Origin of the sequence: Amycolatopsis sp. WAC 04169, from assembly GCF_003947535.1 — a bacterium.
Lineage (GTDB): Bacteria > Actinomycetota > Actinomycetes > Mycobacteriales > Pseudonocardiaceae > Amycolatopsis > Amycolatopsis keratiniphila.
In genome coordinates this window covers 510,284-533,194 of record NZ_QHJI01000002.1, presented here as the reverse complement: position 1 = coordinate 533,194, position 22,911 = coordinate 510,284, and the positions used below count along the sequence as shown (strand labels likewise).

Sequence of the window (22,911 nt, the reverse complement as noted above, 5' to 3'; positions counted from 1 at the left end):
GGCTGGACGACACACGTGATCAGATGGACGACACGCGTGTGTGGACGGACGGCTCGCGGCGGATGCTTCGCCACGGGGGGTGTCGTCCATCTGATCACGTGTGTCGTCCGTCTGATCACACGTGCCGTCCGATCAAGCACGACAGGCCGCCGTTCGGTACAGGTGGTCGTGAGTGGCGTTTCGGGTTCTAACCCGAAACGCCACTCACGAGACGCGACTCAACGGCTCAAGTACCCGAGCCACCCGCCGTACCCCGTGATGTCCTGGGCACCCTCCACCGCGCCGGGCTCGCACACGAACCCCGGCACCTCACTCCCGTCGGCCAGCCGCACCTTCCCGATGGCCAGCGGCGCGGGAACGCCCGCCACGAACTCGCCGAAGCCGCTCAGCGGCAGATCCCACACCTCCGCCTCGATCGGCTCGCCGCCCGAGGCGACCCGCACGAGACCGGGTTTCGGCGGCACGGTGTCCAGCGCGTAGAACCGGTACTCGGCCGCCGTCGGTCCCGCGGAAACGAACCGGCCGCCCCGCGAGGTCAGCTCGTGGTTCAGCGGCTGCCCGCGCAGATGCGCGCCGACGACCGCGATCCGCGTGCGCCGCGGCACCGAGCGGGCGACGTCGGCGAGGATCCGGTCGGCGTACGCGGGCCCGACCAGCATCACCCCGAACGGCAGCCCGCCGACGGTCCCGGCGGGCACGGCGAGCGACGACAGGTTCAGCAGGTTCGTCGAGTTCGTGAACCGGCCCAGCCGCGCGTTCACGCCCAGCGGGTCGGCCTCGACGTCGGCGATCGTCGGGTGTTCCGTCGTCGTGGGCAGCAGAAGACAGTCCACAGTGGACAACACCGCCGACGCCTCGGCCGAAAGACCGTCGAGCCTCGCCAGGTCGCTGAACAACCGATGCGCCGGGATGTCCTTCGCCGCGCCGATGATTTGCCGCACGGCCGGATCGACGGCGTCCGGATGCGCGTCGATGAACTCGCCGACCGCCGAGTACCGCTCGGCCACGAAGGCGCCTTCGTACAGCAGGCGCGCCGCGGCCAGGAACGGCGATATGTCGACAGGCACCAGCTCGGCGCCCGCCTCCCGATACGAGCGAGCCGCCGCGGCGAACGCTTCGGCCCAGCCGTCCTGCAACGGGCCCAGCTCGGAAGGTACGCCGATCCGGAAAGGACGGTTCAGCACCGGAAGATCCCGGGGCTCGCTCAAGCAGGCGAACGCCGCCGTCGCCTCGTCGACCGTCCGCGCGAACACGGTCACGCAATCGATGCTCGCGCACGCGGGCACGACACCCGTCGTCGGCAGCAGCCCCCGCGTCGGCTTCAGCCCGACGATCCCGTTGAACGCCGCCGGGACCCGGCCGGATCCCGCGGTGTCCGTGCCCAGCGCCAGATCCGCGATCCCGAGCGCCACCGCGACCGCCGACCCCGAACTCGACCCGCCCGAGACGTACGCCGGATCGATCGCGTTCCGCACCGCCCCGTGCGGGCTGCGCGTCCCGACCAGCCCGGTCGCGAACTGGTCCAGATTGGTGGTGCCCAGGATCAGCGCCCCGGCCGCGCGCAGCCGCGCCACCACCGGCGCGTCCTCGGCGGGCGAGTAGGCGTACTCGGGGCACGCGGCCGTCGTCGGCAGCCCGGCGACGTCGATGTTGCCCTTGACCGCGGCGAGTTTCCCGTACAGCGGCAGGGATTCCCCCGCCGCGCGACGGGCTTCGAGCTTCTCCGCGTCGGCGAGCACGTCCTCCTCGGGACGCAGGCCGATCCAGATCTCGGGCCGGTCGACCCGGGCGATCCGGTGGTACGCGGCGCGCACCCGCTCCCGCACGCTCATCCCGCGCTCCTTCCCAGAACCACCAGCGGGGTGCCGGGGGCGACCTGATCACCGGGCGAGACGAGGACCTCGATGACCTCGCCGCCGGCGGGCGCGGGGATCCGCGCCTCGGTCTTCATCGCTTCGAGGATCACCAGCGTCTCGGCCGCGTCGACCTTCTTGCCGGGCTCGACGTCCACCCGCCACACGGTCGCCGCGAACGGCGCCTCGACGACGTGCCCACCGGGCGGGGCCTCGATCTTCGTGGTCGGGACCTTGGCGCCGACGGGTTCCGGCCGCGGGTCGAACTCGCCCGCCGCCGCCCACGCCTGCCGCTCCGCCTCGAACGCCGCGCTCTGCTTCGCCCGGAACGCGGCGATGTCGGCCGCGTTGTCGGCCAGGAACCGTTCATGGTCGGCCAGCGCGAACTCGCCGTCGGTGATGTCGAGTTCCAGCTCCCCGGCCGAGCTCTGGGCCCGCAGGTCGAGGAGTTCCTCAGCGGTCACCGGATACCAGGAGATCCGGTCGAAGAACCGCAGCAGCCACGGTGAACCCGGCTCGAACGATCCGCGCTGCCGCCAGCCGCTCCACACCTGCACCGTCCGGCCGACGAACTGGTATCCACCGGGGCCTTCCATCCCGTAGATGCACAGGTACGAGCCGCCGATCCCGACCGAGTTCTCCGCGGTCCACGTGCGGGCCGGGTTGTACTTCGTGGTCACCAGCCGGTGCCGCGGGTCCAGGGGAGTGGCCACCGGCGCGCCGAGATAGACGTCACCGAGGCCCAGCACGAGGTACTCCGCGTCGAACACCGTGCGGTAGACGTCGTCCACACTGGACAGACCGTTCACCCGGCGGATGAACTCGATGTTCCACGGGCACCACGGTGCGTCGTCGCGCACGCCCGCCATGTACCGCTCGATCGCCTCGCGCGTCGCCGGATCGTCCCAGGACAACGGCAGCCTCACGGTCCGGCTCGGCACCACGAGATCCGCGGTACGGGGCAGGTCGTGCTCCACCTCCTGCACGAGGCCGAGCAGTTTCGGCACCGGCAGCACGTCCGGGTCGACGTGCACCTGTAGCGAGCGGATGCCCGGAGTCAGGTCCACGACCCCGTCGAGGCCTTCCGTGGCCAGCCGGTCGGCCAGGGCGTGGACCCGCATCCGCAGCGCCAGGTCGAGTTTCATCGGCCCGTACTCGATCAGCAGGTTGTCGTCGCCGCTGCGCCGGTAGGTGACCTCGGGATTCTCGTCCGATGTGGACAGACGGCCGAGGACGCCGCCGTCGTCGATCGGCTTCCGGCTCGCCTTGACCGCCGTGCCCGGCGAGACACGCAAAGAGCCCGCGTGCTCGGTGGTGATCGGCACGAACCGCACGGTGTCGCCCGGCCGCAGCTGGCCGAGTTTCCACCGCTGCCCGGTCACCACGGTCGCCGGGCAGACGAACCCGCCGAGGCTCGGCCCGTCCGGGCCCAGCAGGATCGGCAGATCGCCGGTGTAGTCGACGGCGCCGATCGCGTACGGCGTGTCGTGGATGTTCGACGGGTGCAGGCCCGCCTCGCCGCCGTCCTCCCGTGCCCAGCGCGGCCGGGGCCCGACGAGCCGGACACCCGTCCGCGCGGAGTTGAAATGCACTTCCCAATCGGTGGCGTAGAACGTCTCGATGTCGTCCGGGGTGAAGAACTCCGGCGCCGCGTGCGGTCCCTCGGCCGCGCCGATCTCCCAGTGCGTGGCGAAAACCGGCCGTTCGGCCTCGGGGACGGGACCGGTGACGGCGTTCTCCGGCAGCGGCCCGGGGTAGAGGACGTCGCCGGTCGCCAGCGCGCGCCCGCCGTGCCCGCCGAAACCGCCGAGCGTGAACGTCGCCGCGCTGCCGAGGAAGTCCGGCACGTCGATCCCGCCGCGTACCAGGACGTACGCGCGGAGCCCGGCGGTCCCGGTGCCCACGTCGAGCACGCCGCCCGCGGGGATCTCGACCGGCGCCCATTGTGGAACAGGTTCCCCATTGACGGTCACCGGCGACGGAGAACCGGTAACGCAAACGATTGTGACCTCGGTGAACCGCAGTGAGACACCGTCCACAGTGCACTCCAGGCCCGCCGCGCCTTCGGGGTTGCCGAGAGCGCGGTTGCCCAGCCGCAGGGACAGCTCGTCCATCGGCCCGTTCGGCGGGACACCCACGTGCCAGAACCCCAGCCGTCCCGGCCAGTCCTGGACGGTGGTCATCGTGCCGCCCCGCAGCACCTCGATCCGCGGTTCGGGGTCGGTGATCGTGTCGAGTGTCGCGGTGTCGTGCGTGACCTCGCCGAGTCGTCGATCCGCGGCGACCGCGCGCAACTGGCCGAGGTTCGTCCGGACGCCGTCCACCCGGCTCTCGCCGAGCGCCTCGCCCAACGCGGCCAGCGCCCCGGCCCGGTCCGCGCCGACGGTGATCACCTTGGCGAGCAACGGGTCGTAATGCGTCGTCACCTTCGACCCGGCCTCGACCCAGGTGTCGACCCGGACCCCGGCCGGGAAATCGGCGCGGGTCAGCAGGCCCGCACTCGGCCGGTGCCCGGCGGCCGGATCCTCCGCGTAGACGCGGGCTTCGATCGCGTGCCCGCGCGGCGACGGCGTGGTGGCGAACATCCCGGTGTCGCCGTCGGCGAGCCGGAGCATCCACGAGACCAGGTCGATGCCGTACACCGCCTCGGTGACCGGATGTTCCACCTGGAGCCTCGTGTTGACTTCGAGGAACGCGGCCTCCTCGCGCGCCGGGTCGTAGATGAACTCGACCGTCCCGGCAGAGCGGTAGCGCACCGAAGCGCAGAGGCCGACGGCCGCCGAGGTCAGTTTCTCCCGCACCGCTTCGGTAAGTCCCGGCGCGGGGCACTCTTCGAGCACCTTCTGATTGCGCCGCTGCAGGGTGCAGTCCCGCGTCCCCAGCGCCAGCACCTCACCCGTACCGTCGCCGAACACCTGGACCTCGACGTGCCGCGCGCGGGTCACGAGCCGTTCGAGGAACACCCCCGAGGTCGAGAAGCTCTTGGACGCGATGCTCTGCACCGCCTCCCAGGCGTCGCGGAGTTCCCCGGCCGACGCGCAGGCCCGCATGCCGATCCCGCCGCCACCGCCGGTGGCCTTGAGCATCACGGGGTAGCCGATCTCGTCCGCCGCCGCTTCGGCGTCGGCCAGGGTGGCCAGCAGCCCGGTGCCCGGCAGCAGCGGGACCCCGGCTTCGACGGCCTTCTCCCGTGCGGTGTGCTTGCTGCCGAAGACTTCGAGGTGGTCCGCCGTGGGACCGGCGAACCGGAGCCCGGCCGCCTCCACCGCCCTGGCGAAGGCGGCGTCCTCGGACAGGAAGCCGTAGCCGGGGTGGATCGTGTCCGCGCCGGTCTTCAGCGCGGCTTCGATGATGGCGTCGCCGAGGAGATAACTCTCCCTCGCCGGCGCCGGGCCGAGCCGGACGGCTTCGTCGGAAAGCCGTACGTGCGCGGCCGTCCGGTCGGCGTCGGAATAGACGGTGACCGTCGGAATGCCCATCTCCCTTGCCGTCCGGATGATCCGGACGGCGATTTCCCCCCGGTTGGCGACGAGCAGTTTCACGCGCCACCGCCGGTGACGATCATCCGGACCGGCGTCGGGTCGAAGCCGTTGCACGGATTGTTGATCTGCGGGCAGTTCGACACCAGTACGAGCACGTCGGTCTCGGCGCGCACCTTGACTTCGAGGCCGGGCGCGGAGATGCCGTCGACGATGCCGAGCGTGCCGTCCTGTTCCACCGGCACGTTCATGTACCAGTTGACGTTGCTGACCAGGTCCCGTTTGCCGAGACCCCATTTCGCGCCCTCGGCCAGGAAGTTCTCGACGCAGGCGTGCTGGTACCGCGTGTGCTGGCCGTAGCGGAGGCTGTTCGATTCCTTGCTGCAGGCACCGCCGATCGTGTCGTGCCGCCCGCAGGTGTCCTCGACGACGGTCAGCAGCGGCGCGCCCTCACCGGTGCGCAGCACGCTGCCGGTGGTGAGGAAGATGTTGCGCTGCGCGGCGATCGTGGCGGCCGCGCTGTATCTCTTCGCCGTGTCGGCGGCGTCGTAGCAGAGGAAGTCGACGGCCTGGTTGCCGCCGAGATCGATGATCGCGAGCGTCTCGCCCTTCCGCAGCACGGTGGAGTACGGCGCCCGCGCGGCGACCTCGGTGTCGGAGATGATCGTCGTCATGCCAGGCCCCTAGCGGTGAGGTAGTCGGCGGTGTTCTCGAAGGCGCGCTGCGCTTCGGGTGACGCGGTCCATTCAGGACTGTCCGGTGTGGACGGCGCGGAGCGCTGGGCGAGGACGCGCAGCGGGGTGATCGGGGAGTCCGGGCGCGGGTCCAGCGGGTGCGGCACGTTGGCGATCAGCATGATCACCGGGAGTTCGGTGCGCAGGACCACGGATTTGCCGGGGCCCGCCGAACCGGTGAAGGTCAGCCCGCCGTCGGTCTCCACGTGGACACCCTGGAAGAAGGACAGGCTCGGCGGGAGATCGCGCGGGGTGAGGCCGTGTTTGGCGGCCGCCAGGGTGAACAGCTTCATGCCGTCCACAGTGGACGTTCCGCAGAGGGCGTCGTGCTTGCCGCTCTCGTCGGTGACGACGGTCGCGAGCACCCGCGCCTGATCCGAAAGCAGCGCGATCGCCTCGCCGAGATAGGCGTTCCACTGGACCTTCACCGTGTCCGCGACGTTCAGCCGTTCCCAGGGCTGGTCGGCGTTGTACAGCAGCACATGCGCGCAGGCGTCGCCTTCGACGTCGGTGAGCCGGAGTTCGGTGCCCCTCGCGAGGACCTTGTGGGTGTATCCGCCGCCGGCGACGGTCTCGGCCCAGACCAGCTTCGCCGGGTCGATCCCGGGCGGCGGGTCCGGCCAGGTGGACGCCGGGATGGCCGGCATCGCTTCGGTCACCGTGCCCGCCTGGGCGCGCGCGTGGTCGCGAGCGCCGTACGTGGTCGATGTCGTGCTCATGGAACCTTCCTTCAGGTCGCGGGGACGGGAACCGTGGTGAGCGCGGAGCGGCGGCGCCAGCAGAGGTAGCCGGTGAGCAGCGCGGCGCCGACGAACTCGATCGGGAACAACAGGACCCAGACGGAACCGGTGCCCGCCAGGTCGTAGATCTCGGCTCGTGGCCAGGCGATGTTGACGATCATCATCGCGCCGTACCCTACTGCCGCGATGTTGACCGGAATAGCCCATCGCCCCAGGGAGAAATGGCCGGGTTCGGCGGTGAACCGGCCTTGACGGCGCCGGATCAGCAGCGGTCCGGTCACCAGCAGATAGGCCAGATAGACCACGACCACCGAAGTGCCGGTGATGGTGCTGAAGATCGTCGGATTCCCCAGATTCAGCAGCAGCAGCCCGATGGCGAGCGCCCCGGAAAGCACGGCGGGCGCGATCGGCGTGCCGGTGCGGGGATTCACCGCGGAAAGGCGTTTGGCGCCGGGAAGCGCGCCGTCGCGGGCCATCGAGTAGATCAGCCGGACCGTGCCGGTCTGGATGGTCAGGGTGCACACGACGACCGCGATCGCGACGTCGGCGAGGAAGACCCGGCCGAGGGTGTCGCCGAAGACCGCCGTGATCACATACGGCAGGCCCTTCCCGGCGAGCTGCCCGTCGGTCAGGCTCGGTGCCGCCATCAGCGCGGTGAGGACGACGGCGAGCCCGCCGATCCCCGAGATCAGGAGGGCGCGGAGCACGGCACGCGGTGCGGTGCGGCGCGCGTCCTTCGTCTCCTCGGCGACGGAGGCGGCGGTATCGAAGCCGTACAGCACGTACGCGGCCATCAACGCCGATGCGAGGACGCCGCCGGCGCCGGGGCTTTCGCCCGCGGGCTGGAGCACGACCTGCGGGCCGCGGACGGCGAACAGCGCGAGACCGGCGATCAGCACGAGGACGCCGACGAGTTCGGCCGCGACCCCGACGTCGTTGATCCGCGCCATCAGCCGCACGCCGCCCGCGTTGATCGCGGTGGTGAGGACGATCAGCAGGGTGCCGAGCAGCACCGCGTTGCTCGCGCCGGTCGGGGAGGTGATCGCCGGATCCCCGCCGACGAGCTGGAACCCGCTCCAGACCGACGGGAGGACGACCTGCAGCGCGATCGCGGCCCCCGCGAGCGCCACGACGCAGCCCACCAGCATCATCCAGCCGGCGAGCCACCCCGCGAATCCGGGGGAGAGGTGTTTCGCCCACTGGTAAACCGATCCGGCCAGCGGGAATCGGGCCGCGAGTTCGGCGAAGTTGAGCGCGACGAGCAATTGCCCGGCGATCACCAGCGGCCATGTCCAGAAGAAGAGCGTGTCGCCGAAGGAATAACCGAAGGCGAACAGCTGGAACACCGTGGTCAGGATGGAAACGAAGGAGAAGCCGGCGGCGAAGGCGGAGAAACCGCCCAGTGTCCGGCGAAGTTCTTGGCGGTACCCGAAGGCGGAAAGGTCTTCGGAAGGCATTGCGGAGGCTCCTGTCTCAAGGGCCGGATTTCGATCGGCTGACCGAAATTAAGCGCGTGCGGGATCCTTCCGATCTCCGCCGGGTAAGCGCGGTGTTAACAGATACCGGATTCGGTAACCTGGGCCGACCGCCGGACGTAACAAAGATCTTCGCGGAGAAATGGCAGGATCGGATAGATGACGAAAACGACCGGGGTGGGCAGACCGAGAGCCAGCGGCGCCGCCGCCAGCAAGCGCGAGGCGCGGCTCGCCGTCTTGGACGCGGCGGGGGAGCTGTTCACCGGCGCCGGCTACGCGGCGACGACCACGCGGGCCATCGCCGAACGCGCCGGGCTGCGCCAGGCGTCGCTCTACTACCACTTTCCGTCCAAAGAGGACATTCTCGCCGCGCTGCTGGAGGACACCGTCCGGCCGTCGCTGGACGTCGCGGGCGGGCTGTCGGCCAAATTCGCGCCGGTCGGCACGAGGCTGTGGGCGCTGGCCTACGCGGACATCCATCTGCTCGGCAGCGCGCGGCACAACCTCGGCGCCCTGTACCTGCTGCCGGAGATCTCCTCGCCGCGGCTGGCGCGGTTCCGGGCCGAACGGGCGGAGCTCAAACGCGTCTACGGCTCGCTCGTCGCGGCGGCGGGCGTCACGGCCGCCCTCCAGGGGATCCGGACCGACCTCGTATTCGGGCTCGTCGAGAGCATCGCGATCGTCCGGCGCGACCAGCCGGACCTGGACGTCGAGGCGCACGCCGTCGAAGGGGCCGACAGCGTGCTGAGGCTCGTCGGGCTCGGGGAGCCGGACGCCGTTCTGCGCGGCTCCGCGCGAGCGCTGCTGGAGGGCTGAAAGCGGGTCAGGCGGCGGTGGAGTGGAGCGCCTTGCTCAGCACCGAGACCGTCAGCTCGACCTGCCACGGCCTGGCGCCGCCCTCGCGCAGGACCTGGGCGACGGAATCCTCGCTCAGGTCCGACGGCGGACGCCAGCAGGTGCGGCGCACCAGTTCCGGCAGCAGCAGGTTCTCCACCGGCAGCCGCCGGTCCTCCGCGATGGCGGACAACGCCGCGCGTGCGGCGGAAAGCCGGGCGGCGGCGTCGGGATCCTTGTCCGACCACCGGTTCACCGGCGGCGGCCCGTCGGTCTGCTGCGCGGGGCTGGGCAGTTCGTCGGCGGGGAGCGCGCGGGCGGCCTGCAGATGCCGCAGCCAGCTCGCGGTGTACTTGCGCTGCACCCGGCCGCTGAACACCGGCAGCGCCTGAAGCTGCTCGACGGTCTTCGGGTCGGCGGTGACGGCGTTGATGATCGCGCTGTCGGGCAGGATCCGGCTCGGCGCGCGGTCGCGTTTGCGGGCGAGCTCGTCGCGCGCCTGCCACAGTTCGCGGACGGCGGCGAGGCCGCGGGCGCTGCGGATCTTGTGCACCCCGGACGTCCGGCGCCACGGCTCGGCCCGCGGTGCGGGCGGCGGCGCGGTGCGGACGGCCTCGAACTCCTGCTGGGCCCATTCGAGCTTGCCCTGCGCGGCCAAATCGGCTTCGAGTTTCTCGCGCAGCTCGATGAGCAGCTCGACGTCGAGGGCGGCGTAGTTCAGCCAGTCGACGGGAAGCGGGCGCTTCGACCAGTCGGCGGCGCTGTGGCCCTTCTCCAGCTGGTAGCCGAGGAGGAGTTCGACGAGGGTACCGAGAGCGACGCGCTCGTACCCGGCGAGCCGTCCGGCGAGTTCGGTGTCGAACAGGCTCTTCGGGCGCAGGTCGAGTTCGGCTAGGCACGGCAGGTCCTGAGAGGCCGCGTGCAGCACCCATTCGGCGTTGTTGAGCACTTCCGCGAGGGGTTCGAGCTGCCCTTCGAGCGGAATGGGGTCGATGAGGAAGGAGCCGGCACCTTCGCGGCGCAGCTGCACGAGATAGGCCTTGGGCCAGTATCGATAGCCGGACGCGCGTTCGGTGTCCACGGCGATGGCCCCGCTGCCGCCCGCGATCTTCACGCAGGCTTCGGCGAGGGCGGTCGCGTCGGCGATCACCGGTGGAGTGCCCTCGGCGGGCTCACGCAGCAGGACCGGTCCACCGGTGTCGTCGGTGCCGGTCTTCGGGTCCGTCTGCGGTTCTCCGGGTCGGTCGCCTTCCATAGGTGAAGACCCTACGGGACGAGCGGGCCGCGCCTGGTCCGCCCGCCCCGCAGGGCTGTTCGCCTTTGTCAGCGGATCACGCCGGCACGCATGGCCAGCGCCACCATCTGAGCCCGGTCACCCGTGCCGAGCTTGCGCCCGATGCGGGAGAGGTGAGACTTCACCGTGAGAGCGGAGAGGCTGAGTTCCTCGCCGATCTCCTTGTTGCTCTGGCCGTCGGCCACGAGCTGCAGCACCTCGACCTCGCGCGCCGAAAGCTCGCGCGGGGTGTTGTCGGTGCCGGCGACCCGGGTGCCGGTGGCCAAGACCGGTGCGACGCTCGGGTCCGCGTAGACGCCGCCCTCGAGCACCCTGCGGACGCCGTCGGTCACCACGACCGGCGAAGCCGACTTGAGCAGGTATGCCTGGGCGCCGGCCTGGAACGCCGACCTGACCGCGTACGGGTCGTCTGATGAAGCGAGCACCACTACTCGAGGCCAGCCGTGGCTACGGAGTTCCGTAACCAGCTCGATGCCGCTGCCATCGGGCAGTCCGAGATCGAGGATCGCCAGGTCACAAGGCCCGGTGGCCTGTGCTCGCGCCCTCGCCTCGGCCACCGTGGCGGCCTCGTGGACGGTGCCCGCACCCATCTGTGCGAGTCTTGCTGAGATTGCCTCCCTCAACAGCGGGTGGTCATCGACCACCAACACGGAAAAAAGCTCTTCCCGCGGGTGCGGAACCATGCTCGCCGGCAATGAACCGGCTGGCGTGGATCGGACGGCCTGAGAAATGCCGACGGTAGCCACGTCACTACCTCCCTGGAGTCGGTCGTGCCCCCCGACCGGCACCGGGACTTTCGGCCGTTTAGCCGCGCCAGCTTTAGACCGAAAGTGGTGTCGTCGATGGCACTGTAGCCGCCCTGAGGCCTTCGCGGGGGGATCGAATGGGTATCTATCTCAAACCAGTGGTCACTCAGGGAGTTCGTAGTAACACGATCGGGCTAGTACACAGCCGGTGGCTAACACATCGCCGAAAGAACACGATGCACTGGGGTTACCGGGGCCCAACCGACTGTGCAGATGAGCCGTGCACCTGCCGGTGCCTCTGCCCGGGACCTCCGCGGGGCGGGGTGGCGGGGGCCGGAAAGTGCCTCCGGCGTCGGGCTTGATCAACTTCGCGGAGAGTCATGATCGCTCCGCTCGGTGACCGCGATGGTAACGCTCCGGAAGCGTCCCGGCAGGTTCGGGGGCCCGTTTGATCTTGTTGCGGACGGTGACAGCCGGGTTAGCACGAACGGGGTGGTCCAAACCTCTGAACGGTCGGCTCCGCGCAGGTGAGGGCTGGTCTAGTCCAGATGGCCGCGAAGCGACCTTCGGCGGCGTACGGACGCTATGAGGGGTTCGCGAATGGGGTAGCGAAGGCGCTTCGGCCCCCTTCGCGGGCATGGCGGCTGTCCGTGAAGGCCTCCTTGCCTACTTTGAGGGTAGTGAAGGAGGCCTTCACGGCTCCGCGAGGGGAGCAAGGGACCTTTGCTACCGCGCTAGTTTTTCTAGCGGCGCTAGATGGCCGACGCTCGCAATATAACCCGAATGCTATGTCTCGATTGATGGGAATCCGGCGTGTCGGGACCCGTGACCGAGTCCGTGAAGGCCTCCTTGAGGGACCCTGGGTCCCTCAAGGAGGCCTTCACGGACTTGCGGAGAAGAGGCTCAGGAGGACTGGCGCTGTTCGAACAGCGTCACGCCGACTGGCGGCAGCCCCACGACGCTCGCCATCACCTGGCAGAACGCCTGCCCGTGCGGCCGCAACGCGGCGTCGGTCGGCGTCCAGGACGCCCGGAGCTCCAGATCGTCGGTGCGCGTGGGCCCGGAGATGTCGCCGAACCGGGCCGAAGACGTCTCGGTGACCGTGCCGCCCAGCGCCGTCCACTCCGCGCCGGAGGTCTCCAGCGCGTCGGTCAGCCACGACCAGCCCACGGCGGGCAGGAAGGGATCGGTGGCCAGTTCCCGGTCGAGTTCCGCGCGGACGTACATGACCAGCCGCAGGACGCCGTCCCAGCCCTCCTGGCCGTCGGGGTCGTGCAGCAGCACCAGCCGCCCCGACGCCAGCACGTCCGCCGGCCCTTCCACCTCGCAGCTCACCGCGTAGGACCACGGCGCCAGACGCTGCGGCGGGCGCATCGTCTCCAGCTGGACTTCGGGACGGGGCCGGACCGATTGCAACGCCGCGACGGCTTCACGGAAGAGATCGGGTACTGACGTCATCGCGGTCACCAACCGACTGTAAGACGCGATCGTCCGGTTCGGGGCGCAGGCGCGCCGAGAGTAAGGCCTCCGAGCGCACATGGCACCATGAACCGTGATGTCTCCTTCAGTTGCTTCTCCCGCGCAGACCGTCCCGGCGGCCCGTCGCGCCCTGCCCGGTGCGCCGTTCCTGGCCGCCGCGCGCGGCGAACGCCCGGCTCACACCCCCGTGTGGTTCATGCGCCAGGCGGGCCGGTCACTGCCCGAATACCGGGCGCTGCGCGAAGGCACCTCGATGTTCGAGGCGTGCTTCGACCCCGAGATGCTCGCCGAGATCACGCTCCAGCCGATCCGCCGTCACGGCGTCGACGCGGCCATCCTCTTCAGTGACATCGTCGTCCCGCTCAAGGCGGCGGGCCTCGACATCGACATCGTCGCGGGCACCGGGCCGGTCGTCGCCGAGCCGATCCGCGACGCCGCGGGCGTGCGCGCGCTGCCGGTGCTGGAGCCGGAGCAGGTGGAGCGGGTCGCCGAGGGTGTCCGGCTGCTGGTCGGGTCGCTGGGCGAGACGCCGCTGATCGGTTTCGCCGGCGCGCCGTTCACGCTGGCCTCGTACCTCATCGAGGGCGGGCCGAGCCGGAACCACGAGCACACCAAGGCGCTCATGCACTCCGAGCCCGGGCTGTGGCACGAGCTGGCGGGGCGCCTGGCGGACATGGCGATCACCTTCCTCTCCGCGCAGCTCGACGCCGGGGCCGACGCGATCCAGCTGTTCGACTCGTGGGCGGGCGCGCTCTCCGAGCGCGACTACCGCGAGTTCGTCCTCCCGCATTCCGCGAAGGTGCTGTCCGCGGTCGCGGGCTACGGCGTGCCCCGGATCCACTTCGGCGTCGGCACCGGCGCGCTGCTGGTGGCCATGCGCGACGCGGGCGCCGACGTGGTCGGCGTCGACTGGCGCATCCCGCTCGACGAAGCCGTCCGGCGGCTCGGCGGCGGCGTGGTCCAGGGCAACCTCGACCCGGCGCTGCTGCACGGGTCCTGGCCGGTCATCGAGGCCGAGGTGCGGCGCATCCTCGCCGAGGGCCGCGCGGCCGACGGCCACATCTTCAACCTCGGCCACGGCGTGCTGCCCGGCGTCGACCCGGACGTACTGACGCGCGTGGTCGGACTGGTGCACGAGCTGTAATGAGCACGATCGCCGTCGTCGGTGGCGGTATCTCGGGACTGACCGCGGCGTACCGGCTGCGGACCCTGCTCGGCGAGGACGCCCGGATCGTCGTCTTCGAGGCGACCGGGTCGCTCGGCGGGAAGCTCCGCACGGTCGAACTCGCCGGTGAGCGCTACGACGTCGGCGCGGAGGCCTTCCTCGCCCGCCGTCCCGAAGCGCTCGCGCTGGTGCGTGAGGTCGGGCTGGGCGAAAGCCTCGTCCATCCCACCAAGGCCCGCGCGAAGATCCACGCCGGCGGTTCCGTGCTCGGCCTGCCGCCGGGCACGGTCATGGGTGTTCCCGCGTCGGCCGACGCGGTCGCGGGGGTGCTGTCGGAGAAGGGCCGCGCCCTGGTCGAGGCCGAGGCGTCGCTGCCTCCGCTGGAACTGCCGGCGGAGGATGTGCCGCTCGGCCCGCTGCTGCGCGAACGGTTCGGCGACGAACTGGTCGACCGGCTCGTCGATCCGCTGCTCGGCGGGGTGTACGCCGGGGGAGCGGACGGGCTCGGCCTGCGCGCGACCATGCCCGGTCTCGCCTCCGCGATCGATCGCGGAGCGACTTCGCTCACCGAAGGCGCCGCCTCCCTCCTGCCCGCCTCGCCGAGTGCGGCGCCGGTCTTCGGCACCCTGCTGGGCGGACTCGGGACGCTGATCGCCCGGCTCGCGGAGCTGTCCCGCGCCGAGATCCGGACCGGGACCACGGTGACGGCGCTCGAGCGCACCGCCACCGGCTGGAAGGTCGACGACCTCGACGCCGACGCCGTCCTTCTCGCCGTCCCGGCGCCCTCGGCGCGGCGGCTGCTCGACGGTGTCGCGGGAGTGGCCTCGTCGGTGTTCGCGAAGGTCGAACTCGCGTCGATGGCGGTGGTCGCGCTCGCGCTCCCGCCGGGGACCGCGCTGCCGGAGTCGTCCGGAGTACTGATCGGCGCCGGGGAGCGGGACGCTGCCGGGAAGCCGTTCGCCGCCAAGGCGTTCACCTTCTCCTCCCGCAAGTGGGCTCAGTACGGCGAAGGCCCGGTGCTGGTGCGCGGCTCGGTCGGGCGCTTCGGCGAACCGGGCGCGCTGCACGCCGACGACGACGAACTCGTCCGCGTGGTCCGCGAAGACCTCGCCCGGCTGACCGGGGTCACCGCCGAGCCGATCGACACCCTGGTGACCCGATGGGGTGGCGGACTCCCGCAGTACGGCACCGGGCACCTCGTCCGCGTCGAGCGGATCGAACGCGCCGTCGCCGCCGTCCCGGGGCTCGCCGTGGCGGGCGCGACACTGCACGGCGTCGGGCTTCCGGCCTGCATCGCCACCGCCGACGCCGCCGCCCGCCGCATCGCCGGGATCACACCGCCCCACGAAGGCTCCTGAGCACCGGCAGTGCCAAGATGGCGGTATGGCGCGGCTGAACTACAACGAGCTCAATGACACCATCCGCTACACCGCCTGGTCGGTCTTCCGGGCCGAGCAGGGCAAGCTCGGCGAAGGCCGGGCGAAGGCGACCGCGGAGACCACCGAGTACCTCGACGCGCTGGAGGCCAAGGGCGTCGTCGTCCGCGGTGTCTACGACCTCTCCGGGCTGCGCGCCGACGCCGACTACATGATCTGGTGGCACGCCGAGGAGATCGAGCAGGTCCAGGCGGCGTACAGCGGCTTCCGGCACACCCCGCTCGGCCGCGCGTCGGCGCCGGTGTGGAGCCAGGTCGCGTTGCACCGCCCGGCGGAGTTCAACAAGAGCCACATCCCGGCGTTCCTCGCCGGTGAAGAGGCCCGCAAGTTCATCTGCGTGTACCCGTTCGTGCGCTCGTACGAGTGGTACCTGCTGCCGGACGACGAGCGCCGCAAGATGCTCGCCGACCACGGCAAGGAGGCCCGCGACTACCCGGACGTCCGCGCCAACACGGTCGCGTCGTTCGCGCTGGGCGACTACGAGTGGATCCTCGCCTTCGAGGCCGACGAACTGCACCGCATCGTCGACCTGATGCGTCATCTGCGCGGCACCGAGGCACGCCTCCACGTGCGCGAGGAGATCCCGTTCTACACCGGGACGAAGGTGGCCCCCGCCGAGCTGATCGCGCTCCTGCCCTAGTGAAGGCCTCCGTGGACACCCGCGTCTGGACCACGCTCACCGGCGACACCCTCGCCGAAGACGCCGTCGAGATCACCGGCCCCGAGTCGGTGCTGCCCGGGACCTTCCGGGTCGAGGAGGCGGCCACGACGAGCATCGCCGCGGCGACGCTCGCGGCCGGGGAACTGTTGCGGCTGAGGGGGATCGAGCCGGGCAAGGTCTCGGTCGACACCCGGCACGCCGCGGCGGCGTTCCACAGCGAGCAGTACCTCCGCGTCGACGGGGAGCCGGTGCCGTTCAGCGCGCCGCTGTCCGGCGACTACCGCGCGAACGACGGCTGGGTGCGGCTGCACTGCAACTACCCGCGTCACGTGTCCGCCGTGTGCTGGGGTCTCGGCGTACCCGCGACCCGGGCGGCGTTCGAGAAGGTCGTGGCGGCCAAGTCGAAGTACGAGGTCGAGTCGGCCGTGGTCGGCGCGGGCGGTGCCGCGGCCGTGCTGCGCACCCGTGACGAGTGGCTGGCGCACAAGCAAGGGCGGGCGTCGAGCGCGTTGCCGGTGGCCGACATCCGGCCGCTCGGGACGTCGGAGCCGGTGCGGCTGTTCGAATCCGACCGGCCGCTGGGCGGGGTGCGGATCCTGGACCTGACCCACGTCATCGCCGGGCCGGTCGCGGGACGAGTGCTCGCCGCACATGGGGCGACCGTCATGCACATCGGTTCGGCGCAGCTGCCGACCGTGCCGCCGCTGGCCGTCGACACCGGCATGGGGAAGCTCTCGGCGTACGTCGACCTGGAGACCGAAGCCGGCCGCTCGCGGCTGCGCAAGCTGATCGCCCGCGCCGACGTCGTGCTGCAGGGTTTCCGGCCGGGTTCGTTGACCGCCAAGGGTTTCTCGCCGGAAGCGATCGCCGAGCTGCGGCCGGGCATCGTCGTCGCGGACCTGTCCGCGTACGGCTGGGAAGGGCCGTGGGCACGCAGGCGCGGGTTCGACAGCCTGGTGCAGATGGCGTCGGGCATCGCCGACGAGGGCGGCAAGACCGCCGGGCTCGACGGCCCCGGACCGCTTCCGGTGCAGGCGCTCGACCACGCGACCGGCTGGCTCACCGCGGCGGCGATCATGACCGCCGTCCGCCAGGCGGCCACCGAAGGCGGCAGCCGGCATGTCCGCACCTCGCTCGCCGGGACCGGGGAGTGGCTGAACTCTCTGGGACGCAAGGAAGCCGGGCCTGCCGGGTTCGACGGCGGCGAGTGGCTCGAAGACGTCGACGGCCAGCTCGGCCGGGTCACCCGGGTCAAGATGGCGGGCACCCTGCCGGGCTCGAATCCACAATGGACGGAAGCGACGCACGTACCGGGGAGCGACCGCCCGGTCTGGTGAAACCGCATCCAGAGGACTAAATGCGGCGGAGCCAGCTCGCGAACCGGCCCCGGGGTTTCGGGACCTCGCCGCGCTCCACGAGCCACGTGCCGAAAGCGTCCGCGTAGGCCCGCGCGCGGATCGCGTCGGTCTTCGGGTGAGCCGTCGCGTACTCGCGGAACAGCACCGCGAACCGGTCACCAAGGGCCTCGGCGAGATCCGGGCGGAGGTAGGCGGCCAGCCTGCTTTGCTTGTTCCGCAAGACGTTGGCCTCGATGCGGAGCCTGTCCGCGTCGAAGCCCGCCGGGGCGTCGCCTCCGGCGAGAAGCGCCTTGAGCAGCTCCGCCTGCTGCCCGGCGAGCCGCTCCCGGGGCGACGTCACGGCGAGACCGCTTCCCGCAGCGCGGCCAGCTCCGCCGCGAGTTCGGCGTCGGACGGGTAGTCGTCGTCGCGTTCCAGCAGGACGCCGGGCGGTTCGGTGCGCCGCCGCAGTTCGCGCAGCAGATCCAGCACTTCCGGCACCACCGGATGGGCGTGCGTGTCGTGGTAGACGCCGTCCCGTTCGACCCCGCCCGCCATATGGGTGTACGCCAGGCGCTCCCACGGGATCTCGTCGAGGAACCGCTCGGGATCGGTGCCGAGGTTGCGGGCGTTGGCGTACAGGTTGGCCACGTCGACGATCAGCAGACAGCCGGTCCGCTCGGTGAGCTCCCGCAGGAACTCCGACTCGGTGAACTCCGCGTCCGGCCATTCCAGCACCGCCGCGATGTTCTCCAGCGCGAACGGGACCTCCACGATGGACTGCGCCAGCTTGACGTTGTCCACCAGGACGTCGAGCGCCTCCCGGGTGCGGGGGAGCGGCATCAGATGACCCGAGTCGAGGCCGCCCGCGCGCACGAAGCAGACGTGGTCGCTGGCCAGCGGTGCGCCGAGCTCGCGGGTGATCTCCGCGAGATGCTCGACGCGCGCGGTGTCCAGCGGCTCGGCTCCGCCCAGCGACAGCGAGACGGCGTGCGGCAGGACCGGCATTCCCTTGTCGCGCAACGCGAGCAGGGTTTCCGGAAGATGCCCGGCGTGCAGGTTCTCGGCGACGACCTCGACCCAGTCGACCCCCGGCAACCGCGCGATCGAAAGGTCGAGCTCGTGCCGCCAGCCGATGCCGATCCCGAGCGTGCCGGGCCCGTCAGCCGCCACAGCCGCCTCCACCGCAACCACCGCCGCCGCTGCTTCCGCTGCTGCACGAGCTTCCGCCGCTGCTGCACGAAGAGCCGCCGCCGGACGAGCCGCCGCCGAAACCGCTGGAGACCGGCGGCGGGATCAGGGCCGCGCTGAGCTCCTCGTCGGGGTACGAGGCGAGGCCGCCGAACGCGACCGCCGCCGCGGCGCCGCCCAAGACGGCACCGCCGACGTATCCCGGACCGTTCGGGATGCCGCGTTTGCGCTCCCGTCCGTGGGCGGACCTGGCCTTGTGGAGGACGCGGGCGCCCTCGCTGGTCGGGCGCGGACCCGGCCGCTTGTTCTTGAGCGCACGGGAGATCAGCGTCGCGAACACGGCCGCGATCAGCATCGGGACGAGGTAACCGACGGGCCGGTCACCGGCGATGCCGGCGATCAGGCGGACGACACCGAGCACGAGCACGGCGAGGTACAGGAAGTACACGACCCGGCGGATCCGCGGTGTCTGGTCGACGACGACCAGCCCCCGTGCCTCCAGGTCCTTGGCGAGCGCCTGCATCGGCCCCGACAGCCGCAGCCGGTCACGGATGCCGCGGGTCGTGGCGTTGTAGCCCGGTTTGGCGCCCTTGGCGACGGCCTTTTCGATCGGGTCGGCGGGTTCGGGACCGGTGAGCTGGAGCTGCTTCGTACTGCTGACCCGCAAGGTCCCGCGGTCGACCAGCGTCGCGATGGCCGTGTCGACCACCCGGTCCGGGCCGCCGGCGAGATAGGCGAACTCGTACACCGTCGGCTGCGGGCCGCTCAGTTCGGCGCGCGGCGCCTTGCCGCCCAGTTTGGCCATGATCGTCCACGCGAAACCGGCGACCGCGGGGAACACGATCAGGGCGCCATAGATCGCCAGGAACGTGGGTCCGGGGATGCCCCAGGTGTCTTCCATCGCACGGGCCTTTCACGAGCAGGTGCACTTACCGTAGTCGGACGCTTTTCCGTCCGGGCGTGGTTCCGTGATTCGCGGGTTCAGCCGCCGCAACCACCTCCGCCGCCACCGCCGCCGCAGGAAGAACCTCCGCCCCCGCACGTGGAGCCTCCGCCGCCGCACGACGAACCGGCGATGTACACACCGCCTCCGCCGCAGGTGCTCGCCGTACCGGCGAACAACCTGGCCTTCGTGCCGCCGGTCCTGATCAGCGCCACCGCGACGACCCGGTCCGGGAAGGCCTGAAGCCCGTGAAGGGCCACTCGTCCGGCCGTGGTGCGGCCCAGGCCGCGGTCCCAGTCGCCGTACCGGAGCGCCAGCGTGCCCGCGGCGGTCGCCCGGCCGGATTTGTCCGGCCATTGCCGCCACGCGGCCAGGCCGATCAAACCGGCTACCCCGAGGATCAGGACCACGAGGGCGCCGGCCGGCCGGTTCAGCGGTACGGCGTTCGCCAGCCGCACGATCCCCAAGGCGAGGACGGCCACGGACAAGCCGATCGCGTACTGCCAGCCCATCCGGCGGTGTTTCTCGGCGACCAGCAGGCCACGCTGTTCGAGATCGGCGCGCAGTGCCCGGACGACCTCGTGCCGGGCCATCTTCGAACGTAGTTCGCGCAGGCCGATCCCGTTGCCGGGCACGAGCGAAACGACCGCGTGCTCGACGGGATCGGTGGGGGCCGGCTCGATCGGGTGCAGGACGCCGCGTCCGTCCGGCCGCAGGGAGTGCCTTGCGATCAGACCGGCGACGGCGGTGTCGGTGACCCGCTCCACGCCGTCCGGCAGCGCGGCCAGGTGGTAGAGACCGGGCACCGTCCTGGCGCCGGTGTCACGGCGCAGCCACCATTCGTTCGCCGCGGCGAGCGCGACCGGCAGCACGGCACAGAGTCCGTACAGCCACGCGAAAACCGGTCCGGAGATCCCCCAGGGTTCGTTCATACGACACCGCCCTCCCCGACGCTGTTCTTGTTCCTCGTGAACGCGTCGAAGAGGGCGGTGGTTCGCTTCGGTCGGTTACGACTCGGGAACGAGCTTCAGCGAGATCGAGTTGATGCAGTACCGCTGATCCGTCGGCGTGGCGTAGCCCTCGCCTTCGAAGACGTGCCCGAGGTGGCTGTGGCACGACTTGCACAGCACCTCGATCCGGCGCATCCCCATGGTGGTGTCCTCGCGCAGGAGGACGGCGTCGGTGTCGGCCGGGTCGTAGAACGACGGCCAGCCGCAGTGGCTGTCGAATTTCGTTTCGCTGCGGAACAGTTCGGCGCCACAGGCTCGGCACTGGTAGACCCCGGTGGTCTTCTCATCGGTGTACTCACCGGTGAAGGGGCGCTCGGTGCCCGCCTGGCGAAGGACGGCGTACTCGTCGGGGCTGAGCTGCTCCCGCCATTCCTGCTCGGACTTGACCACGCGCGGCGTGGCTCCGACAACGGGTTTCATGCCTTTCACCGGTTCCACGTTACCCCGCGAGCCACGCGATGGCCCGGCCGATGATGTCCCATGCGGTGACCATCACGCCGAGCACGATGAGGACCACGACGAGTGCCGAAACCCACCAGCGTAGCCCGCCGAGACGGTTGCTGGAGTCGGCGAAATCGGAGACACCGTCGAGGCAGGCCTCCACGGTGAAGTTCGGGCCGCAGCGTTCGATGCGGTCCAGATGCTCGGCGAAGGCCCGGGCTTCGGGGTCGTACGGGTCGAGGCCTACCAGGTCCTCCTGGAAGCGAGGATTCTGGCCAGGTCCGAAAGGTCCGCTATCGGCCATACCGGCAACAGTAAGCCACGATCGGCGATTGTCCTACCACCAGCGAGGCGGGTCTCACCGCCGCCACGCTGCGTCAGTTGCCGAGTACTCGCGTGTCGGCGTCGATGTAGTACTGCCCGCCGATCTGGACCACGCGCAGCGCCGGGCGTGTTCCCTTGTTGAGCGTGATGTTCATGTCGATCGAGCCGTCGGCGTTGCCGCCGCCCTTGTCCGCCCGGGCGGTGTCGGCGCTGGTGACCTTGTGGGTGCTCCAGTACTCGGCGAAAGCCTGCTCCGAACCGTAGACCTCTTTCGCGGCGTCCGTGAGCATGTTCCAGCTCGCGGACGTGCCGATCTTGCCCGTGTCGAAGAAGTCGAGGACGAAGCTGCCCACGCTGGAGTAGCTCGTGATCTTTTCGCTGGGCGTCTTGCCCAGTCCCGCGGGCGAGGGGCGCGACGAAGACGGGGCGCTCGTCTTGGGCGCCGAGGTGCCCGGCGGCGGGTTCACCCCGGTGTTGCCCCCGGCCTGCGTGTTGGCCCCGTTGCTCGAGTTCAGGATCAGGAACACGATCACGGCGATCACCACGACCGCGGCACCGGCGCCCGCGAACAGGACGGCCTTGCGCTTGGCGTCGGTCGGCTTGGCGGGCGACGGCCGCATCGGGGCGGCCGCCGACGGCGGCGGGCTCATCGCGGCGACCGGGCGCGGCGGGGTGTTCGGCGGGGCGGACGGCGAGCGCATCGGGATGAACGCGGCCGTCGGCGTGTGCGTCTTGGTGGGTTGCGGAGGAGCCGCCGCGGAGGGGACCGGCTTGTCGGTCCGCTGCCACGGCGGGCGGTCTCCGCCGGGGAGGCCGTGTCCGGGGGTTTCGGGCACGGCGGGCTGTCTACCGCCGCCCGCTCCGAACAGCCGCGGCGAGGCGGTCGTGCCCGCACCGGATTCGTTCGCCGCCAGCGCGGCGAGGCGCTCCCTGGCCTCGGCCATGGTCGGGCGCTCGGTCGGCTCGGTGCGCAGCAGGCTCATCAGCAGCGCCGTCGCGGCGCCCGCCTGCTGCGGCGGGTTGATCTGGCCGTTCGCGGCCGCGTACAGCAGCGCGAGCTGGTTGGAGCTGTTCCCGTACGGGGTCTGGCCCTCGATCGCCTGGTAGAGCGTCGCGCCGAGCGCGAAGACGTCGGAGCTGGGCACCGGATCCGAGCCGCGCGCCAGCTCGGGCGCGAGGTACGCCGGGGTGCCGCCGATCAGGCCGGTCTGGGTGAGCGTCATGTCGCCGGCCGCGCGCGAGATGCCGAAGTCGGTGATCTTCGCCGTGCCGGCCTCGTCGATCAGGATGTTGCCCGGTTTGACGTCGCGGTGCACGATCCCGGCGCGGTGTGCGGCGACCAGCGCCGACGCGACCTGCTCGCCGATCTTCGCGACGCGCCCCAGCGGCAGCGTGCCCTCGTCGGAGATGATCGCCGAGAGGCTCGGGCCGTTCAGGTACTCCATCACCAGGCAGGGGTCGCCGCCGTGCTCGGCGATGTCGAACACCACGATCGCGTTCGGATGCTGGAACCGGGCCGCGTTCTTCGCCTCGCGCATGGCGCGCTGGCGCATGTTGTCGCGTTCGGCCTCGGAGACACCTGGCTGCGGGAGGATCTGCTTGACCGCCACCGAGCGCTCGAGGCGGACATCGATGGCACGCCAGACCACCCCCATGGCACCGCTACCAATTTGCTCGACCAGGCGATAGTGCCCAGCGATCAGCTGACCGGTGTCGATGGCGACTGCTCCTGACACATTCTCCGGGTGATGGTGGCGCTACGCGGCCTG

Annotated in this window: 20 protein-coding genes; 5 read left to right on the top strand and 15 right to left on the bottom strand. The window is 70.9% G+C overall.

Annotated elements, in window-relative coordinates:
* Window positions 1-218: 218 nt before the first annotated feature.
* The 5 genes from atzF to DMC61_RS07300 are packed head-to-tail and all read right to left on the bottom strand — an operon-like array spanning window position 219 to window position 8,263.
* The gene (atzF, locus tag DMC61_RS07320) at window positions 219-1,832 is read right to left on the bottom strand and encodes an allophanate hydrolase (RefSeq protein ID WP_125687810.1); all 1,614 of its coding nucleotides are present in this window, start codon (window positions 1,830-1,832) and stop codon (window positions 219-221) included.
* Window positions 1,829-5,395, bottom strand: coding sequence for an urea carboxylase (uca, locus tag DMC61_RS07315; protein WP_125687808.1), 3,567 nt, complete (start codon window positions 5,393-5,395; stop codon window positions 1,829-1,831). The genes atzF and uca overlap by 4 nt, the downstream gene beginning before the upstream one ends.
* Complete coding sequence (locus tag DMC61_RS07310; protein ID WP_125687806.1) at window positions 5,392-6,006, bottom strand: urea amidolyase associated protein UAAP2; 615 nt, start codon at window positions 6,004-6,006, stop codon at window positions 5,392-5,394. Before DMC61_RS07310 ends, uca begins: the two co-directional genes overlap by 4 nt.
* A complete protein-coding gene (locus DMC61_RS07305) occupies window positions 6,003-6,785 on the bottom strand; it encodes a DUF1989 domain-containing protein (RefSeq protein ID WP_125687804.1) in 783 nt (260 codons plus the stop codon). Before DMC61_RS07305 ends, DMC61_RS07310 begins: the two co-directional genes overlap by 4 nt.
* 11 nt (window positions 6,786-6,796) lie before the next feature.
* Window positions 6,797-8,263, bottom strand: a complete 1,467-nt coding sequence (locus DMC61_RS07300; protein ID WP_016332991.1) for an amino acid permease — start codon at window positions 8,261-8,263, stop codon at window positions 6,797-6,799.
* Window positions 8,264-8,440: 177 nt separating this feature from the next.
* On the opposite strand from DMC61_RS07300, the gene DMC61_RS07295 reads away from it, so the two are divergent.
* Window positions 8,441-9,097: a TetR/AcrR family transcriptional regulator gene (locus DMC61_RS07295; RefSeq protein ID WP_016332992.1), complete on the top strand. Its 657-nt coding sequence runs from the start codon at window positions 8,441-8,443 to the stop codon at window positions 9,095-9,097.
* Window positions 9,098-9,104: 7 nt separating this feature from the next.
* Here DMC61_RS07295 and DMC61_RS07290 read toward each other — a convergent pair whose 3' ends face one another.
* The 3 genes from DMC61_RS07290 to DMC61_RS07280 form a co-directional block, all read right to left on the bottom strand.
* The gene (locus DMC61_RS07290) at window positions 9,105-10,370 is read right to left on the bottom strand and encodes a ribonuclease D (protein WP_125687802.1); all 1,266 of its coding nucleotides are present in this window, start codon (window positions 10,368-10,370) and stop codon (window positions 9,105-9,107) included.
* Window positions 10,371-10,438: 68 nt separating this feature from the next.
* A complete protein-coding gene (locus DMC61_RS07285) occupies window positions 10,439-11,155 on the bottom strand; it encodes a response regulator transcription factor (protein WP_034318331.1) in 717 nt (238 codons plus the stop codon).
* A 903-nt stretch (window positions 11,156-12,058) separates the two neighbouring features.
* A complete protein-coding gene (locus tag DMC61_RS07280) occupies window positions 12,059-12,622 on the bottom strand; it encodes a DUF3000 domain-containing protein (RefSeq protein ID WP_199749923.1) in 564 nt (187 codons plus the stop codon).
* Between the two features lie 88 nt (window positions 12,623-12,710).
* Here DMC61_RS07280 and hemE point away from each other — a divergent pair, with 88 nt between their 5' ends.
* Genes hemE through DMC61_RS07260 form a run of 4 tightly spaced genes read left to right on the top strand, consistent with a single transcriptional unit; the run spans window position 12,711 to window position 17,233 of the window.
* A complete protein-coding gene (gene hemE, locus DMC61_RS07275) occupies window positions 12,711-13,778 on the top strand; it encodes a uroporphyrinogen decarboxylase (RefSeq protein WP_125687800.1) in 1,068 nt (355 codons plus the stop codon).
* Window positions 13,778-15,157 carry a protoporphyrinogen oxidase gene (gene hemG, locus DMC61_RS07270; RefSeq protein ID WP_125687798.1) on the top strand — a complete coding sequence of 460 codons (1,380 nt, stop codon included), beginning with the start codon at window positions 13,778-13,780 and terminating at the stop codon, window positions 15,155-15,157. Before hemE ends, hemG begins: the two co-directional genes overlap by 1 nt.
* A gap of 25 nt (window positions 15,158-15,182) precedes the next feature.
* Complete coding sequence (gene hemQ, locus DMC61_RS07265; RefSeq protein ID WP_125687796.1) at window positions 15,183-15,875, top strand: hydrogen peroxide-dependent heme synthase; 693 nt, start codon at window positions 15,183-15,185, stop codon at window positions 15,873-15,875.
* 11 nt (window positions 15,876-15,886) lie between these two features.
* Window positions 15,887-17,233 (top strand): CoA transferase, encoded by a 1,347-nt coding sequence (locus DMC61_RS07260; protein WP_125687794.1) that lies wholly within the window; start codon window positions 15,887-15,889, stop codon window positions 17,231-17,233.
* Window positions 17,234-17,249: 16 nt separating this feature from the next.
* Here the strand turns inward: DMC61_RS07260 and DMC61_RS07255 are convergent, their stop codons facing one another.
* From DMC61_RS07255 to DMC61_RS07225, 7 genes are all read right to left on the bottom strand, one after another.
* Complete coding sequence (locus tag DMC61_RS07255; RefSeq protein WP_125687792.1) at window positions 17,250-17,594, bottom strand: hypothetical protein; 345 nt, start codon at window positions 17,592-17,594, stop codon at window positions 17,250-17,252.
* The gene (locus tag DMC61_RS07250; protein ID WP_125687790.1) at window positions 17,591-18,406 is read right to left on the bottom strand and encodes a DUF692 domain-containing protein; all 816 of its coding nucleotides are present in this window, start codon (window positions 18,404-18,406) and stop codon (window positions 17,591-17,593) included. The genes DMC61_RS07255 and DMC61_RS07250 overlap by 4 nt, the downstream gene beginning before the upstream one ends.
* A complete protein-coding gene (locus tag DMC61_RS07245; RefSeq protein ID WP_125687788.1) occupies window positions 18,396-19,325 on the bottom strand; it encodes a TIGR04222 domain-containing membrane protein in 930 nt (309 codons plus the stop codon). Before DMC61_RS07245 ends, DMC61_RS07250 begins: the two co-directional genes overlap by 11 nt.
* An 80-nt stretch (window positions 19,326-19,405) precedes the next feature.
* Window positions 19,406-20,299, bottom strand: a complete 894-nt coding sequence (locus tag DMC61_RS07240) for a TIGR04222 domain-containing membrane protein (protein ID WP_125687786.1) — start codon at window positions 20,297-20,299, stop codon at window positions 19,406-19,408.
* A gap of 75 nt (window positions 20,300-20,374) precedes the next feature.
* The gene (msrB, locus tag DMC61_RS07235; protein WP_016333001.1) at window positions 20,375-20,797 is read right to left on the bottom strand and encodes a peptide-methionine (R)-S-oxide reductase MsrB; all 423 of its coding nucleotides are present in this window, start codon (window positions 20,795-20,797) and stop codon (window positions 20,375-20,377) included.
* A 19-nt stretch (window positions 20,798-20,816) separates the two neighbouring features.
* A complete protein-coding gene (locus tag DMC61_RS07230) occupies window positions 20,817-21,122 on the bottom strand; it encodes a hypothetical protein (protein WP_016333002.1) in 306 nt (101 codons plus the stop codon).
* 73 nt (window positions 21,123-21,195) lie between these two features.
* The gene (locus DMC61_RS07225; protein WP_233594734.1) at window positions 21,196-22,797 is read right to left on the bottom strand and encodes a serine/threonine-protein kinase; all 1,602 of its coding nucleotides are present in this window, start codon (window positions 22,795-22,797) and stop codon (window positions 21,196-21,198) included.
* Window positions 22,798-22,911 lie beyond the last annotated feature (114 nt).